This window comes from Pseudomonas sp. HMSC063H08, assembly GCF_001813645.1.
GTDB classification, from domain to species: domain Bacteria; phylum Pseudomonadota; class Gammaproteobacteria; order Pseudomonadales; family Pseudomonadaceae; genus Pseudomonas; species Pseudomonas aeruginosa.
In genome coordinates, this window is the sequence record NZ_KV813626.1 from 102906 (window position 1) to 117094 (window position 14189).

The window sequence follows — 14189 nt, forward strand, 5'->3', positions numbered from 1 at the left end:
GTTCCGAATGCCCTTCCGCGTCGCCGGCGGCTGTCGTCCCTGACAGTCGCCCGGGGCTGAGCCGTCCGCCGGCCCCCCTTCGAACCTTTCGCCAGATCGCTGCCTTGCGCGGCATGGCCGCCTGCTGCCTGCGTCCGGCTGTGCCGGAACCGAGGACATTCACGATGAAGTATCACTACCGCCTGCCGCTCCGCCGAACGCCGCCCGGCGGCTCCGACTACGCCCTGGCCCTGCTGCTCGCCCTCGGCGGTGCGTTGCCGGCCAGTGCCGCCGATGCTCCCGCGCCCGCCGAGGAAGCGCCGCCGCTGGCCGGCAGCGCACCGGTCAAGGCCGATACGGCCCTGGGCAAGGTCACTGTCACCGCGCGTCGCCGCGAGGAGGATTCGCAGAAGGTACCGACGCCGATCACCGTGCTCGGCGGCGAGACTCTCGAGGCCCAGCGCATCTCCCGGGTGCAGGACCTGCAGCAGGTGCTGCCCAGCGTCAATGTCGCCTACATCCATGCGCGGCAGTCGAGCGTCGCCGTGCGCGGCATCGGCAACAACCCCGCCAGCGACGGCCTGGAAGGCAGCGCCGGGATCTACCTCGACAACGTCTACCTGGGACGTCCGGGAATGGCCGTGTTCGACCTGCTGGACATCGAGCAACTGGAGCTGCTGCGCGGTCCGCAGGGCACCCTGTTCGGCAAGAACACCACCGCCGGGGTGCTGAACATCAGCACCCGCGCGCCGACCTTCACTGCCGAGCGTACCGTCGAGGTCTCCGGCGGGCAGGACGGCTACTTCCAGGGCCGCGGCACGGTTTCCGGGCCGCTCGGCGAAACCCTCGCCGGACGCCTCTCGGCCTATCGCACCCGCGACGACGGCTACATCAAGAACATCCACGACGACAACTATCTCAACGGCGGCGAGCGCCAGGGCGCGCGTGGGCAATTGCTGTTCGAGCCGAACGAGGACTTCAGCCTGCGCTGGATCGCCGATTACAACGAGGAGGATTCGAGCAACGGCAGCATGGTGGTCTACGGCGCCGCCGAGCGTTTCTGGCAGCGCGCCGCGCTGGTCGGCGCTTCGCCGTTGCGCGATCCGCAGCGCAGGAAGGTCAACATCAACGGCCGCCAGCACGTCAGCGTGCACCAGGGCGGCAGCTCGCTGGAGGCCAACTGGAACCTCGCCGGCGGCTACCGCCTGACCTCCATCAGCGCCTACCGCTACTGGCACTTCACCCCGGCCAACGACGAGCAACTGAACGTCTCGGCGATCAACGACACCGGGGTGGAAGTGCACGACCGGCAGTTCTCCCAGGAGATCCGCCTGGCCTCGCCCACCGGCGGTGCCTTCGACTACGTGGTGGGCGCCTACGCGTTCAGGCAGAACCTCGGCAACAAGACCTTCACCTCCTACGGACCGTTGGCCGACCTGTACCTGCTCGGCGCCAATCTCGGCGCGCTGAACGACACCTACTCGAAGGCCAACGGCAAGATCGAGACCGACAGCTTCGCGCTGTTCGCCCAGGGCACCTGGCACCTCAGCGAACGCCTGGACTTCACCGCCGGCCTGCGCGGTACCTACGAGGAGAAGAACGCCAAGGTCGAGCGCTTCGCTCCGCTGGGCGGCGCGGCGGTCGGCGGGGTCGGCGCGGCGGTGCGAAACGGCCAGCTCGGCGCCTACGATTCCGGCGATCTCAGCCAGTACAACTTCGCCCCTTCGGCGTTGCTCAGCCTCAGCTACCAGTTCAGCGACGACCTGCTCGGCTACGCCAGCCTGTCCCACGGCGAGAAGTCCGGCGGGGTCAACCTGGCGGTGGGCAGCGCACCGAGCGCCGGCGCCGATTCGCTGCTGGTCGGACCGGAGCGCGCCAACGACGCCGAGCTGGGCCTGAAGAGCACGCTCTTCGACCGGCGCCTGCTGCTCAACGCCAACCTGTTCTGGACCGGCATCCACGGCTACCAGGCCACCACCCTGTACCAGGCGCCGGGCTCGACCCAGTTGGTGCAGGTGCTGGCCAACGCCGGCAGCGTGCGCTCGCGCGGCCTGGAGTTCGAGGCCACCGCGCTGCCGTTGCGCGGCCTGACCCTGAACTTCAACGGCTCCTACAACGACGTCACCTACCTGTCGTTCAAGGATGCCCCGTGCCCTGCGGAAGTCAGCACCCGGCCCGGCGCGCCGAGCAGTTGCGACCTCAGCGGGCAGCGCGTGGTCGGCGCCTCGAAATGGATCGCCAATCTCAATGGCGAATACCAGTGGCGCCTCGACGACCGCTTCCAACCCTACGTCAGCGCCAGCTACGCCTACCGTTCCGCCGCCGAGGGCACGCTGGACAACTCCGACCTTTCGAAGATCGACGGCTACGCCCTGGTGAACCTCGCCGCCGGTCTGCGCAGCGATCTCGGCGACGGCCAACTGGACACCTCGGTATGGCTGAAGAACGCCTTCGACAAGGACTACTACCTGAGCGCCTTCGCCAGCATCAACGGCTCCTACACCGCATCGGTGGGGCAGCCGCGCACGCTCGGCGTATCGCTGCGCTACGACTTCTGAGCCTTCACCCACGCAGTACCCCACGCATGAGGAACATGACATGAGCAATGCAGCACAAGCCCTCGCCACGCCGGTACGGCTCGACGTCCGGCCGGTCGCCGGACGGATCGGCGCGGAGATTCGCGGCGTGACCCTGTCCGGCGAACTGGACGCCGCCACCGTCGAGGCGATCCAGGCCGCCCTGGTACGCCACAAGGTGATCTTCTTCCGGGACCAGAGCCATCTCGACGACCAGACCCAGGAGGCCTTCGCCCACTTGCTCGGCGAACCGGTCGCCCACCCAACCGTGCCGTCCCGCGAAGGCACCCGCTTCCTCCTCGAGCTGGATGGCGCCGAAGGCCGCCGGGCCAATTCCTGGCATACCGACGTGACCTTCGTCGAGGCCTACCCGAAGGCCTCGATCCTGCGCAGCGTGGTGGCCCCGGAGTCCGGCGGCGACACCGTCTGGGCCAACACGGCGAGCGCCTACGCCGACCTGCCGGCGGAGCTGCGCGAGCTGGCCGACCGGCTCTGGGCGGTGCACAGCAACGAGTACGACTACGCCGGGGTCAAGCCCAGCGCCTCGCTGGAGCAGTTGGAGAACTACCGCAAGGTGTTCACCTCGACCGTCTACGAGACCGAGCACCCGGTGGTCCGCGTGCATCCGCAAAGCGGCGAGCGGACGCTGCTCCTTGGCCACTTCGTGAAACGCCTGAAGGGTCTTTCGCAGCATGACTCGGCGCACCTCTTCGCGGTGCTGCAGGGGCACGTCACGCGCCTGGAGAACACCGTGCGCTGGCGCTGGCAGGCCGGCGACGTGGCGATCTGGGACAACCGCGCGACCCAGCACTACGCGATCGACGACTACGGCGACCAGCCGCGCGTAGTGCGCCGGGTGACCCTCGGCGGCGACGTGCCGGTAGGCATCGACGGGCAACGCAGCCGGACGATCCGGAAGGCATGACGGACCCGGCCCTCTCCTCGCCGGGGAGGGCGACCACAGGCAGAACGAACCCGCGAGGACCCCTTACATGAGCCAATCCGCCACCGCCCGGCAACCCGAACCCGAGGTCGCCGAGGCATTCCGCATCACCCCCCTGGAGGCGCCGCTGGGCGCCGAAGTCCGTGGCCTCGACGCGCGCCGGCCGCTGGCGCCGGAGCAGGTCCTGGCGCTCAAGCAGGCGCTGCGCGAGCACCACGTCCTGGTGTTCCGCCAGCAGCACCTCGACGATGAGCAGTACTTGCGCTTCGCCACCCTGTTCGGCTCGGTGTTCCAGCCGCCGGCGGACATCCCGGTGCTGTCCTCGGGTGGCGACGGCAAGGTGCCGGAGATCGTCAAGGTGGCCAACACCGGCGACGGCGAACTGGGCAACTTCGCCCTGCCGGCACACATCGACCACCAATGGACGCCGGTGCCGTCCTCCGGCTCGTTGCTCTACGCGCTGGAGGTGCCGTCCAGTGGCGGCGAGACGCGCTTCACCAACCTGGCGCGCGCCTACGAGAGCCTCGACGAGGCGACCCGGCGCGAGATCGATGGCCTGCGCCTGATCAACTACAACCCCTTCATCCGCCTGCGCGAGGGCGGCTACGGCGGCGGTTTCGCCACCTACCGCACGCCGGACATCGAACCGATCCAGGGCAGCGAGCACCCGCTGGTACGCACCCACCCGGAAAGCGGCCGGCGCGTACTGTTCCTCAGCGCCCACACCGAGGTGGAGATTCCCGGCTACGACCCCGCGCGGGGCCAGGCGCTGATCGGTCGCCTGCGCGAACATCTGGCGCACCCGGAACTGAGCTACAGCCACGCCTGGTCGGTGGGCGACATCGTCTGGTGGGACAACCAGGCCGTGCTGCATGCGCGCAACGCCTTCCCGGCCAGCGAGCGGCGGCGCCTGAAGCGCATCAGCCTGGCGGGCAGCCGTCCGTTCTGAACCGGCATCCCCCAGCGTGCGCCGGCTCCTCCGTTGCCGACCGACGCCGGTCGCTGCGCACCGCTCTGGCGAGCCCCTTCCGTTCCGGCGAATAGCTAGCAGAACTGCGACATGCTGTCGCAGTTCTGCCATTTCTCCGCGTCTATCCTGCCCATAGGGCAATTCGCCTTTGGTCTAACGAGCTGGCCTGCAGCGCCCATGGAAAGGCGATCCTGACTTTGTAGTCAAAGTTTTGCTTTGCTACTTTGGCCAGGCATCAGGGATTGCTGATACAGCGTATTAAAAACATTAATTACCCCGGCATTCCGCGGCGCTGGCAGGATATTTTCCCGTCGAAGCCGTAGCGGCTTGACCTGATAGCCGGTCATTCACGGCAGGGATGTCATATTCTCGCGCGGGCTTCCCCGGATAGGCTGCACGCCAGTCAGGACGCGCCCGGCGGCGATGGGCGGGAATTGTTGGTCGGTTTATGACTTGTAGTTTCTATGTCGTATGCCTTCAGAACTTGTTGAAGGCTTTTCGGCTCGATTGCACAATGCCGCGCCAAGGTTCGTTCGCGAATCGCGGTATGTGAGCTAGACCTCCGCAGCCGGTGCGCCATCCGCAGTGCCCCGGACTACTCGACAATCACGCAGGAGATTCGTGAGTGCAGATCGGTGTCCCCCTCGAGACCCATGCCGGTGAGACGCGGGTTTCCGCCACCCCGGAAACCGTCAAGAAGCTGATCGGCCAAGGCCACCAGGTGATCGTCCAGAGCGGCGCCGGCGTCAACGCCAGCCAGCCGGACAGTGCCTATGAAGCCGCCGGCGCGACGATCGGCAGCGCCGCCGAGGCCTTCGGCGCCGACCTGGTGCTGAAGGTGGTCGCGCCCAGCGCCGCCGAGCTGGCCCAGATGAAAAGCGGCGCCGTGCTGGTCGGCATGCTCAACCCCTTCGACAACGAGAATATCGCCCGCATGGCCGAGCGCGGCATCACCGCCTTCGCCCTCGAGGCCGCGCCGCGTACCTCGCGGGCGCAGAGCCTGGACGTGCTCTCCTCGCAGGCCAACATAGCCGGCTACAAGGCGGTGATGCTCGCCGCCAACCACTATCCGCGCTTCATGCCGATGCTGATGACCGCCGCCGGCACCGTGAAGGCCGCCCGCGTGCTGATCCTCGGCGCCGGCGTCGCCGGCCTGCAGGCGATCGCCACGGCCAAGCGCCTGGGTGCGGTGATCGAGGCTTCCGACGTGCGTCCGGCGGTGAAGGAGCAGATCGAGTCGCTCGGCGCCAAGTTCGTCGACGTGCCCTACGAGACCGACGAAGAGCGCGAGTGCGCCGAAGGCGTCGGCGGCTACGCGCGGCCGATGCCGGCCTCGTGGATGGAGCGCCAGGCCAAGGCCGTACACGAGCGCGCCAAGCAGTCGGACATCGTCATCACTACCGCGTTGATCCCCGGCCGCAAGGCGCCGACGCTGCTGCACGAGGCGACCGTGGCGGAGATGAAGCCGGGCTCGGTGGTCATCGACCTGGCCGCCGCCCAGGGCGGCAACTGCCCGCTGACCGAGGCCGACCAGGTCGTGGTCCGGCACGGCGTGACCATCGTCGGCCACAGCAACCTGGCCGCGCTGGTACCGGCGGACGCCTCGGCGCTATACGCGCGCAACATCCTCGACTTCCTCAAGCTCACCCTGAACGCCGAAGGCTTCAGCGTGAACCTCGAGGACGACATCGTCGCCGCCTGCCTGATGTGCCGCGACGGCCAGGCGGTGCGCAAGAACGGCTGAGCCGCTGCGTCGGGAAGCTTCGATAACGATAAATGCGCACGCCTCGCGCCTGCGCCCTGAAGACCGGTGAAAACGATGGATATCATTTCTGACGGGATCTACAACCTGATCATCTTCGTGCTGGCCGTGTACGTCGGCTACCACGTGGTATGGAACGTCACCCCTGCCTTGCACACCCCGCTGATGGCGGTGACCAACGCGATTTCCGCGATCGTCATCGTCGGCGCCATGCTCGCCGCCGCCCTGACCGTGACCCCGCTGGGCAAGGCCATGGGCACCCTCGCCGTGGCCCTGGCCGCGGTCAATGTGTTCGGTGGCTTCCTGGTCACCCGGCGCATGCTGGAAATGTTCAAGAAGAAAGCGCCGAAGGCGGGGGGCCACTGATGAGCATGAACCTGGTCACCCTCCTGTACCTCATCGCCTCGGTCTGCTTCATCCAGGCCCTGAAAGGCCTGTCGCACCCGACCACCTCGCGCCGCGGCAACCTCTTCGGCATGGTCGGCATGGCCATCGCCGTGGCCACCACCGTCGGCCTGGTGTTCAAGCTGGGCGCGGAGATCGCCACCACCGGCGTCGGCTACATCGTCGTCGGCCTGCTGGTCGGCGGTACCGCCGGCTCGATCATGGCCAAGCGCGTCGAGATGACCAAGATGCCCGAGCTGGTCGCCTTCATGCACAGCATGATCGGCCTGGCCGCGGTGTTCATCGCCATCGCCGCGGTGGTCGAGCCGCAGTCGCTGGGGATCGTCGCGCACCTGGGCGACACCATTCCCACCGGCAACCGCCTGGAGCTGTTCCTCGGCGCGGCCATCGGCGCCATCACCTTCTCCGGTTCGGTGATCGCCTTCGGCAAGCTCTCCGGCAAGTACAAGTTCCGCCTGTTCCAGGGCACCCCGGTGCAGTTCTCCGGGCAGCACCTGCTGAACCTGGTGCTCGGCCTGGCGACCCTCGGCCTGGGCCTGGTGTTCATGTTCACCGGCAACCTCACCGCCTTCGCCGTGATGCTGGCGCTGGCCTTCGTCCTCGGCGTGCTGATCATCATCCCCATCGGCGGCGCCGACATGCCGGTGGTGGTGTCGATGCTCAACTCCTATTCCGGCTGGGCCGCGGCGGGGATCGGCTTCTCGCTGAACAACTCGATGCTGATCATCGCCGGCTCGCTGGTCGGCTCCTCGGGTGCGATCCTCTCCTACATCATGTGCAAGGCGATGAACCGCTCGTTCTTCAACGTCATCCTCGGCGGCTTCGGCGCCGAAGCCGACGCCGGCGGCCCGGCGGGCTCCAAGGAGCAGCGTCCGGTGAAGTCCGGTTCGGCCGACGATGCCTCGTTCCTGCTGACCAACGCCGACAGCGTGATCATCGTCCCCGGCTACGGCCTGGCGGTGGCCCGCGCCCAGCACGCGCTGATGGAACTGGCGGAGAAGCTGACCCATCGTGGGGTCACCGTGAAGTTCGCCATCCACCCGGTCGCCGGGCGCATGCCGGGGCACATGAACGTGCTGCTGGCCGAGGCCGAGGTGCCCTACGAGCAGGTGTTCGAGATGGAGGACATCAACTCCGAGTTCGGCCAGACCGACGTGGTCCTGGTGCTCGGCGCCAACGACGTGGTCAACCCGGCGGCGAAGAACGATCCGAAGTCGCCCATCGCCGGCATGCCGATCCTCGAGGCCTACAAGGCCAAGACCGTGATCGTCAACAAGCGCTCCATGGCCAGCGGCTACGCCGGCCTGGACAACGAGCTGTTCTACCTGGACAAGACCATGATGGTGTTCGGCGACGCCAAGAAAGTCATCGAAGACATGGTCAAGGCGGTGGAGTGACTCCCCGCTGAGTCCACCAGAACCCCGGCCCAGGCCGGGGTTTTTCGTTTTCGCGGGTTGCCCGCGCAGCGTTCTCCGCCGCTTCCAACGGCGAAAACACCAGCCTTTCAGGAATATTTTTCATGCCCGCAAGGCATGGGTTTTTCGTCGGATCGCTGTAGCCCGCCAACCACGCGGCCTGTGGCGACATGGGCGAAACCCATAGCTCCAGAAGTTATTTCCATAACAAAAATAATTACTTCAGGCGCTAAGCCTCCTTGCCAATCATGCAACTCCCTGCGCCGCTAGGACTCCAGCACGGACCTGAGCGGCCATCGAGTTCGTCAGTGCAAGGAGCTTTTCCATGGCAACCCCCCAGCCCGTCGATGCCCGCACGCAGCCCTGGCGCGAGACGCCCGGCGGCGACCTGGTGGCGCTCGGTCGGCCGGTTCGCCAGGCGTTGCACCTGGTTCGCCACAACCCGACACAGGGTCGCGTGCTCAGCCGGCGCGAGACGATCCTGCTGGTCCTGTTCGCCCTGACCCTGCACGGAGCGGTGATCCATTGGCTGAGCCAGCAGAGAACCCCGGCGCTGCCCGAGGTGCCGCCACAGGTGCCGCCGATGACCATCGAGTTCACCGCCCCGGAGCCGCCGGTGGTGGAACCGCCGCCGCCCGAGCCGTTGCCGCCGGTGGTCGAGGAACCGCCACCGCCGGTGGTCGACGAGAACGCGGTGAAGCCGCCGCCGCCGCCGAAGCCGGTGCCAAAGCCGAAACCCAAGCCCAAGCCGCAACCCCGGCCCAAGCCGGCGCCGAAGGCCGTCGAGCCGGCTCCGCCCGCGCCGCCGCAACCCGCCGCGCCACCCGCCCCGCCGGCGCCGGTCGCTGCTCCGGCGCCGTTGACGCCGCCGTCGGCGAACGCCGGCTACCTGCACAACCCGGCGCCGGAATACCCCGCCCTGGCCATGCGCCGCGGCTGGGAGGGCACCGTGCTGTTGCGGGTGCATGTCCTCGCCAGCGGCAGTCCGAGCGAGATCCAGGTGCAGAAGTCGAGCGGACGCGAAGCCCTCGACCAGGCCGCGGTGAAAGCGGTCAAGCGCTGGTCCTTCGTTCCCGCCAAGCGCGGCGACAAGGCCGAGGACGGCTGGGTCAGCGTACCGATCGATTTCAAGTTGAACTGAATCTGCAGCGTCACGAGGAGCATCCGTCATGAGTCTGTTAACCACCCCGCTCGAATCCGTCGAAGGCGCCGTCATCTGGCTGCTGGTCGGCTTTTCCGTGGTCACCTGGGGCCTGGCCCTGGTCAAGGGCGTGCAGTTCGCCCGGCAGAAGCGCCAGGACCGCCAGTTCCAGAAGCAGTTCTGGAGCGCCACCAGCCTCGACTCCGCCGGCGAGCAGGCGCAGGACAAGCAGGGCGCCGGCGCCCGCGTGGCCCAGGCCGGCTTCGCCGCGATCCAGGTGCAGGACAACGGCCAGCCCGACCTGGCCCAGTCGATCAACCACCAGGACCGTCTCGAACGCGCCCTGCGCCAGCAGATCCAGCGCGAGCGGCGTTCCCTGGAGTCGGGCCTGGCGGTGCTCGCCTCGATCGGCTCGACCTCGCCCTTCATCGGTCTGTTCGGCACCGTCTGGGGCATCATGGAGGCGCTCAAGGGGATCAGCGCGGCCGGCTCGGCGAGCCTGGAGACCGTGGCCGGGCCGATCGGCAGCGCGCTGATCGCCACCGGCGTGGGAATCGCCGTCGCGGTGCCGGCGGTGCTGGTCTACAACTACTTCCTGCGGCGCCTGAAGCTGACCGCCGCCGACCTCGACGACTTCGCCCACGACTTCTACAGCCTGGCGCAGAAGAGCGCGTTCCGCGTCATCGTCCATCCCTCCGCCGCGCGCCAGGCCGGCAACCCCTCGCGCAACGTGAAGGAGGCGTCCTGACATGGCCTTCTCGACCCAGGACAGCGACGAAGTCCTTTCCGAAATCAACGTCACCCCGCTGGTCGACGTGATGCTGGTGCTGCTGGTGGTGTTCATCGTCACCGCGCCGCTGCTGACCAACTCGATCCCGATCAACCTGCCGAAGACCGAATCGGTGGCCCCGCCGGAGCAGAAGGATCCCCTGGTGGTGAGCATCGATGGCGCCGGCAAGCTGTTCGTCAACAAGGACGAGATTCAGCCGGAGCTGCTGGAGAGCAACCTGGCCGCGGCCAAGGCGAAGGACGCCGAGATCCGCGTGCAGTTGCAGGCCGACGAAGGGGTGAACTACGGCCAGGTGGCGAAGGCCATGGCTTCCATCGAGCGCGCCGGGATCACCAGGCTGGCGGTGATCACCGCACGCTGAAGCGAATCCACGCCGTCCGGCGCAGGCCGGGCGGGCAACGGTTTCGACCGCTCCGATCCGGGCAGGGGAGAGCGGTCTTTTTTATTCCGGATGGACGCTCCTCGGGCGTGTCCGCCGAGGCCGGGCTCGCGAATGCGTCGCGCACCCTGTCCATCGCGTGCACGTCCCACGCCTGGGCGCTCAGGCCTGGCGTGCCGGCGCCTCCTGCTCCTTGGCGTCCTCCGTTCCTTCGACTTCCCATTCACCGGCCCAGTCCTCGCCGAACAGTTCGCTGGGATGCTGGGTGCGGCTGGCGCCGTTGCCGCAGCCCATAGATTCCGCCGAGCAATAGCGGTCGCAACCCCAGCAGATGCGCTCCGGGTGGCTGGGATGGAGGGGAAATTTCTTGGCCATGATCCTGTCCCGATACCTGATGCCTGCGCTCAGGTATACCGCCGATGGCATGCGTCGCCCAGGCGTTGCCGCGGAAAAGTGGCTTCGGCTTGCGCTGGATCAACTCGATTGGCTCATATGAATTAATAGAATATTAAAATTGCTTTTTATTCCTTAGAGAAAAAAGACTGCGCCCTTACACTTCCCTGGTGATGAATTTTTCTGGAGGGATCTCCATGCACAGCGAACGCGTCCGTTATGTGTTGGTGCCCGGTTGGTACGGCTCGGAAGACGCCCATTGGCAAAGTCACTGGCAGCGAGCGCTGCCCAATGCCTCACGGGTCGAGCAACAGGACTGGATCACCCCGCTGCGCGCCGACTGGATCGCCGAGCTGGATGCCGAGATCCGCCGCCAGCCCGGGCCGGTGGTGCTGATCGCGCACAGCCTGGGTTGTGTGACAGTGGCGCTGTGGGCGGCCCAGGCCGAGCGCCGGGTGCGCGACCAGGTACGCGGCGCCCTGCTGGTGGCGCCGGCCGACGTCGAGCGCGAGAGCTGCGCCGAGGCGCTGCGCAACTTCGCGCCGATCAGCCGCGAGCCGTTGCCGTTCCCCAGCGTGCTGGTGGGTTCCGACAACGACCAGGCCTGCAGCCCGCAGCGCGCCATGCACCTGGCCCGCGCCTGGGGCGCGGAGACGGTGATCCTGCCCGAGGCCGGGCACATCAACGTGAAGTCCGGCCACGGCGCCTGGGAGGCCGGCTACCGTCACCTGTTCCGCTTGCAGTACCTGATCGACAGCCAGGCTCGTCGCCGCGCCTGATCCTCCAGATCGTTAACCTTGGCGTAACGGTTCGTCGCCCGGCTTGATTGAACAGGCCTGGCGGCCTGCCTAACGTGGCTCCTCACGACAGCGTGAAACCTGGAGCCGACATGACGACACCGATCTCTCCCCCGCCGCAGTGGTCGCGGCGCCGCCAGGAAAAGCAGCGGCGCCTCGAGCGCGTGCGCGGCCTGGCCGACGGCGCGGTGCTGCCGCGCGAACGCCTGGTCGCCGCGCTGGAGGCGCTGATCGCGCCGGGCGATCGGGTGGTGCTGGAAGGCAACAACCAGAAGCAGGCGGATTTCCTCTCCCGTTCGCTGGCGCGGGTCGATCCCGGCAAGCTGCACGACCTGCACATGATCATGCCCAGCGTCGGCCGCCCGGAGCATCTCGACCTGTTCGAACTGGGCATCGCGCGCAAGCTCGACTTCTCCTTCTCCGGCCCGCAGAGCTTGCGCATCGGCCAGTTGCTCGAAGACGGCCTGCTGGAGATCGGCGCGATCCACACCTACATCGAGCTGTACGCGCGGCTGGTGGTCGACCTGATCCCCAACGTGGCGCTGGTCGCCGGTTTCGTCGCCGACCGCGAAGGCAACGTGTACACCGGGCCGAGCACCGAAGACACCCCGGCGCTGGTGGAGCCCACCGCGTTCAGCGACGGCATCGTCATCGTCCAGGTCAACCGTATCGTCGACGACCCGCGCGACCTGCCGCGAGTGGATATCCCGGCGTCCTGGGTGGACTTCGTGGTCGAGGCCGACCAGCCGTTCTACATCGAGCCGCTGTTCACCCGCGACCCGCGCCACATCAAGCCGGTCCACGTGCTGATGGCGATGATGGCGATCCGCGGCATCTACCAGCGGCACAACGTGCAGTCGCTGAACCACGGCATCGGTTTCAACACCGCGGCCATCGAGCTGATCCTGCCGACCTACGGCGAGTCCCTCGGCCTGAAGGGCAAGATCTGCCGACACTGGACCCTCAACCCGCACCCGACCCTGATCCCCGCCATCGAGAGCGGCTGGGTCGAGAGCGTGCACTGCTTCGGCACCGAGCTGGGCATGGAGGGCTACATCGCCCAGCGTCCCGACGTGTTCTTCACCGGTCGCGACGGCTCGCTGCGTTCCAACCGGATGTTCTGCCAACTGGCCGGGCAGTACGCGGTAGACCTGTTCATCGGCGCCACCCTCCAGGTCGACGGCGACGGCCATTCCTCCACCGTCACCCGCGGACGCCTGGCCGGTTTCGGCGGCGCCCCGAACATGGGCCACGACCCGCGCGGCCGGCGCCACTCGACGCCGGCCTGGCTGGACATGCGGGGCGAACCCGAGGCCTTGCTGGAGCGCGGCAGGAAGCTGGTGGTGCAGATGGTCGAGACCTTCCAGGACGGCGGCAAACCGACCTTCGTCGAGCGTCTCGACGCGCTGGAGGTGGCGCGCCAGACCGGCATGCCGCTGGCGCCGGTGATGATCTATGGCGACGACGTTACCCATGTGCTCACCGAGGAAGGCATCGCCTACCTGTACAAGGCGCGCTCGCTGGAGGAACGTCAGGCGATGATCGCGGCGGTGGCGGGGATCAGTCCGATCGGCCTGCGCCACGATCCGCGCGAGACCCTGCGGATGCGCCGCGAAGGGCTGATCGCGCTGCCCGAGGACCTCGGCATCCGCCGCACCGACGCCTCGCGCGAGCTGCTGGCGGCGAAGAGCATCGCCGAGCTGGTCGAGTGGTCCGGCGGCCTGTACCAGCCGCCGGCGCGTTTCAGGAACTGGTGATGAACGCCATCGCGAACCTCGCGGCGACGCTGCGCGCCGACCTCGGCGAATGCCTGGCCGACCTGGCGGTGGACGCCCTCATCGACGAAGCCGAACTGTCGCCCAAACCGGCCCTGGTGGACCGTCGCGGCAATGGCGCGCATGCCGACCTGCACCTGGGCCTGATGCAGGCCTCGGCGCTGAGCCTGTGGCCGTGTTTCAAGGAAATGGCCGACGCCGCCCAGCGGCATGGGCGCATCGATGCGCGCCTGCGCGGCGTCCTTGGCCAACTGGGGCGCGACGGCGAGGCGGCGATGCTGCGTACCACCGAAGGCGTGAACACCCATCGCGGAGCGATCTGGGCGCTCGGCCTGCTGGTCGCGGCCGCCGCTCTCGAACCGTGCCGCACGCAGGCCGGCGAAGTGGCCGCGCGCGCAGGACGCATCGCCCTGCTCGACGATCCGGCGGCCGCCATCGGCGACAGCCACGGCGAGCGCGTCCGTCGGCGCTACGGCGTCGGCGGCGCCCGCGAGGAGGCGCGTCTCGGCTTCCCCCGCGCAGTGCGCCACGGCCTGCCGCAGCTATGGCGCAGCCGCGAAGGCGGCGCTGGCGAGCAGAACGCCAGGCTCGATGCGCTGCTGGCGATCATGAGCGTCCTCGACGATACCTGCGTGCTGCACCGCGCCGGCCGCGTCGGCCTCGCCGCGATGCAGGATGGCGCACGCGCGGTGCTCGCCGCCGGCGGCAGCGCCAGTCTCGCCGGGCGTCGCCGCCTGTGCGAGCTGGACCGCCGCCTGCTGGCGCTGAACGCTTCGCCCGGCGGCGCCGCCGACCTGCTGGCCGCCTGTCTTTTCCTCGATCGCCTGCCCGCCGTGTCCGGTGGGTGGGCTGGGAGTCTCTGAG

Annotated in this window: 13 protein-coding genes; 12 read left to right on the forward strand and 1 reads right to left on the reverse strand. The window is 68.0% G+C overall.

The annotated features are described in order from the left end of the window. Window positions 1-164 precede the first annotated feature (164 nt). From HMPREF2924_RS32425 to HMPREF2924_RS32465, 9 genes are all read left to right on the forward strand, one after another. On the forward strand, window positions 165-2537 hold the full coding sequence (locus HMPREF2924_RS32425) for a TonB-dependent receptor (RefSeq protein ID WP_003128399.1): 2373 nt from the start codon (window positions 165-167) through the stop codon (window positions 2535-2537). Between the two features lie 40 nt (window positions 2538-2577). Then, entirely contained in the window at window positions 2578-3480 is a 903-nt protein-coding gene (locus tag HMPREF2924_RS32430) for a TauD/TfdA dioxygenase family protein (RefSeq protein ID WP_003110976.1), read from the forward strand. Between the two features lie 67 nt (window positions 3481-3547). Further along, window positions 3548-4447: a TauD/TfdA dioxygenase family protein gene (locus HMPREF2924_RS32435; protein ID WP_003128400.1), complete on the forward strand. Its 900-nt coding sequence runs from the start codon at window positions 3548-3550 to the stop codon at window positions 4445-4447. Between the two features lie 646 nt (window positions 4448-5093). After that, entirely contained in the window at window positions 5094-6212 is a 1119-nt protein-coding gene (locus tag HMPREF2924_RS32440) for a Re/Si-specific NAD(P)(+) transhydrogenase subunit alpha (protein ID WP_003083972.1), read from the forward strand. Between the two features lie 75 nt (window positions 6213-6287). Continuing rightward, the gene (locus HMPREF2924_RS32445; RefSeq protein WP_003083974.1) at window positions 6288-6596 is read left to right on the forward strand and encodes an NAD(P) transhydrogenase subunit alpha part 2; all 309 of its coding nucleotides are present in this window, start codon (window positions 6288-6290) and stop codon (window positions 6594-6596) included. Beyond that, window positions 6596-8032: an NAD(P)(+) transhydrogenase (Re/Si-specific) subunit beta gene (locus HMPREF2924_RS32450; RefSeq protein ID WP_003083975.1), complete on the forward strand. Its 1437-nt coding sequence runs from the start codon at window positions 6596-6598 to the stop codon at window positions 8030-8032. The genes HMPREF2924_RS32445 and HMPREF2924_RS32450 overlap by 1 nt, the downstream gene beginning before the upstream one ends. 343 nt (window positions 8033-8375) lie before the next feature. After that, window positions 8376-9191 carry an energy transducer TonB gene (locus tag HMPREF2924_RS32455; protein WP_023094475.1) on the forward strand — a complete coding sequence of 272 codons (816 nt, stop codon included), beginning with the start codon at window positions 8376-8378 and terminating at the stop codon, window positions 9189-9191. Window positions 9192-9219: 28 nt separating this feature from the next. Continuing rightward, entirely contained in the window at window positions 9220-9939 is a 720-nt protein-coding gene (locus tag HMPREF2924_RS32460) for a MotA/TolQ/ExbB proton channel family protein (protein WP_003083979.1), read from the forward strand. A gap of 1 nt (window position 9940) precedes the next feature. Continuing rightward, window positions 9941-10342 (forward strand): ExbD/TolR family protein, encoded by a 402-nt coding sequence (locus tag HMPREF2924_RS32465; protein ID WP_003083981.1) that lies wholly within the window; start codon window positions 9941-9943, stop codon window positions 10340-10342. A gap of 180 nt (window positions 10343-10522) precedes the next feature. Here the strand turns inward: HMPREF2924_RS32465 and HMPREF2924_RS32470 are convergent, their stop codons facing one another. Continuing rightward, the gene (locus HMPREF2924_RS32470; protein WP_003111981.1) at window positions 10523-10735 is read right to left on the reverse strand and encodes a DUF3079 domain-containing protein; all 213 of its coding nucleotides are present in this window, start codon (window positions 10733-10735) and stop codon (window positions 10523-10525) included. A 215-nt stretch (window positions 10736-10950) separates the two neighbouring features. On the opposite strand from HMPREF2924_RS32470, the gene HMPREF2924_RS32475 reads away from it, so the two are divergent. The 3 genes from HMPREF2924_RS32475 (at window position 10951) to HMPREF2924_RS32485 (ending at window position 14188) form a co-directional block, all read left to right on the forward strand. Continuing rightward, complete coding sequence (locus tag HMPREF2924_RS32475; RefSeq protein ID WP_003106176.1) at window positions 10951-11532, forward strand: alpha/beta hydrolase; 582 nt, start codon at window positions 10951-10953, stop codon at window positions 11530-11532. A 110-nt stretch (window positions 11533-11642) separates the two neighbouring features. Then, window positions 11643-13307, forward strand: a complete 1665-nt coding sequence (gene mdcA, locus HMPREF2924_RS32480) for a malonate decarboxylase subunit alpha (RefSeq protein WP_023094476.1) — start codon at window positions 11643-11645, stop codon at window positions 13305-13307. Continuing rightward, window positions 13307-14188, forward strand: a complete 882-nt coding sequence (locus HMPREF2924_RS32485; protein WP_023094477.1) for a triphosphoribosyl-dephospho-CoA synthase — start codon at window positions 13307-13309, stop codon at window positions 14186-14188. Before mdcA ends, HMPREF2924_RS32485 begins: the two co-directional genes overlap by 1 nt. Window position 14189: the final 1 nt, after the last annotated feature.

Bases quoted from the DNA above. Each gene is read 5' to 3' on its own strand.
- HMPREF2924_RS32425 (WP_003128399.1), top strand. From the start codon at position 165: ATGAAGTATCACTACCGCCTGCCGCTCCGCCGAACGCCGCCCGGCGGC.
- HMPREF2924_RS32430 (WP_003110976.1), top strand. From the start codon at position 2,578: ATGAGCAATGCAGCACAAGCCCTCGCCACGCCGGTACGGCTCGACGTC.
- HMPREF2924_RS32435 (WP_003128400.1), top strand. From the start codon at position 3,548: ATGAGCCAATCCGCCACCGCCCGGCAACCCGAACCCGAGGTCGCCGAG.
- HMPREF2924_RS32445 (WP_003083974.1), top strand. From the start codon at position 6,288: ATGGATATCATTTCTGACGGGATCTACAACCTGATCATCTTCGTGCTG.
- HMPREF2924_RS32450 (WP_003083975.1), top strand. From the start codon at position 6,596: ATGAGCATGAACCTGGTCACCCTCCTGTACCTCATCGCCTCGGTCTGC.
- HMPREF2924_RS32455 (WP_023094475.1), top strand. From the start codon at position 8,376: ATGGCAACCCCCCAGCCCGTCGATGCCCGCACGCAGCCCTGGCGCGAG.
- HMPREF2924_RS32460 (WP_003083979.1), top strand. From the start codon at position 9,220: ATGAGTCTGTTAACCACCCCGCTCGAATCCGTCGAAGGCGCCGTCATC.
- HMPREF2924_RS32465 (WP_003083981.1), top strand. From the start codon at position 9,941: ATGGCCTTCTCGACCCAGGACAGCGACGAAGTCCTTTCCGAAATCAAC.
- HMPREF2924_RS32470 (WP_003111981.1), bottom strand. From the start codon at position 10,735: ATGGCCAAGAAATTTCCCCTCCATCCCAGCCACCCGGAGCGCATCTGC.
- HMPREF2924_RS32475 (WP_003106176.1), top strand. From the start codon at position 10,951: ATGCACAGCGAACGCGTCCGTTATGTGTTGGTGCCCGGTTGGTACGGC.
- mdcA (WP_023094476.1), top strand. From the start codon at position 11,643: ATGACGACACCGATCTCTCCCCCGCCGCAGTGGTCGCGGCGCCGCCAG.
- HMPREF2924_RS32485 (WP_023094477.1), top strand. From the start codon at position 13,307: ATGAACGCCATCGCGAACCTCGCGGCGACGCTGCGCGCCGACCTCGGC.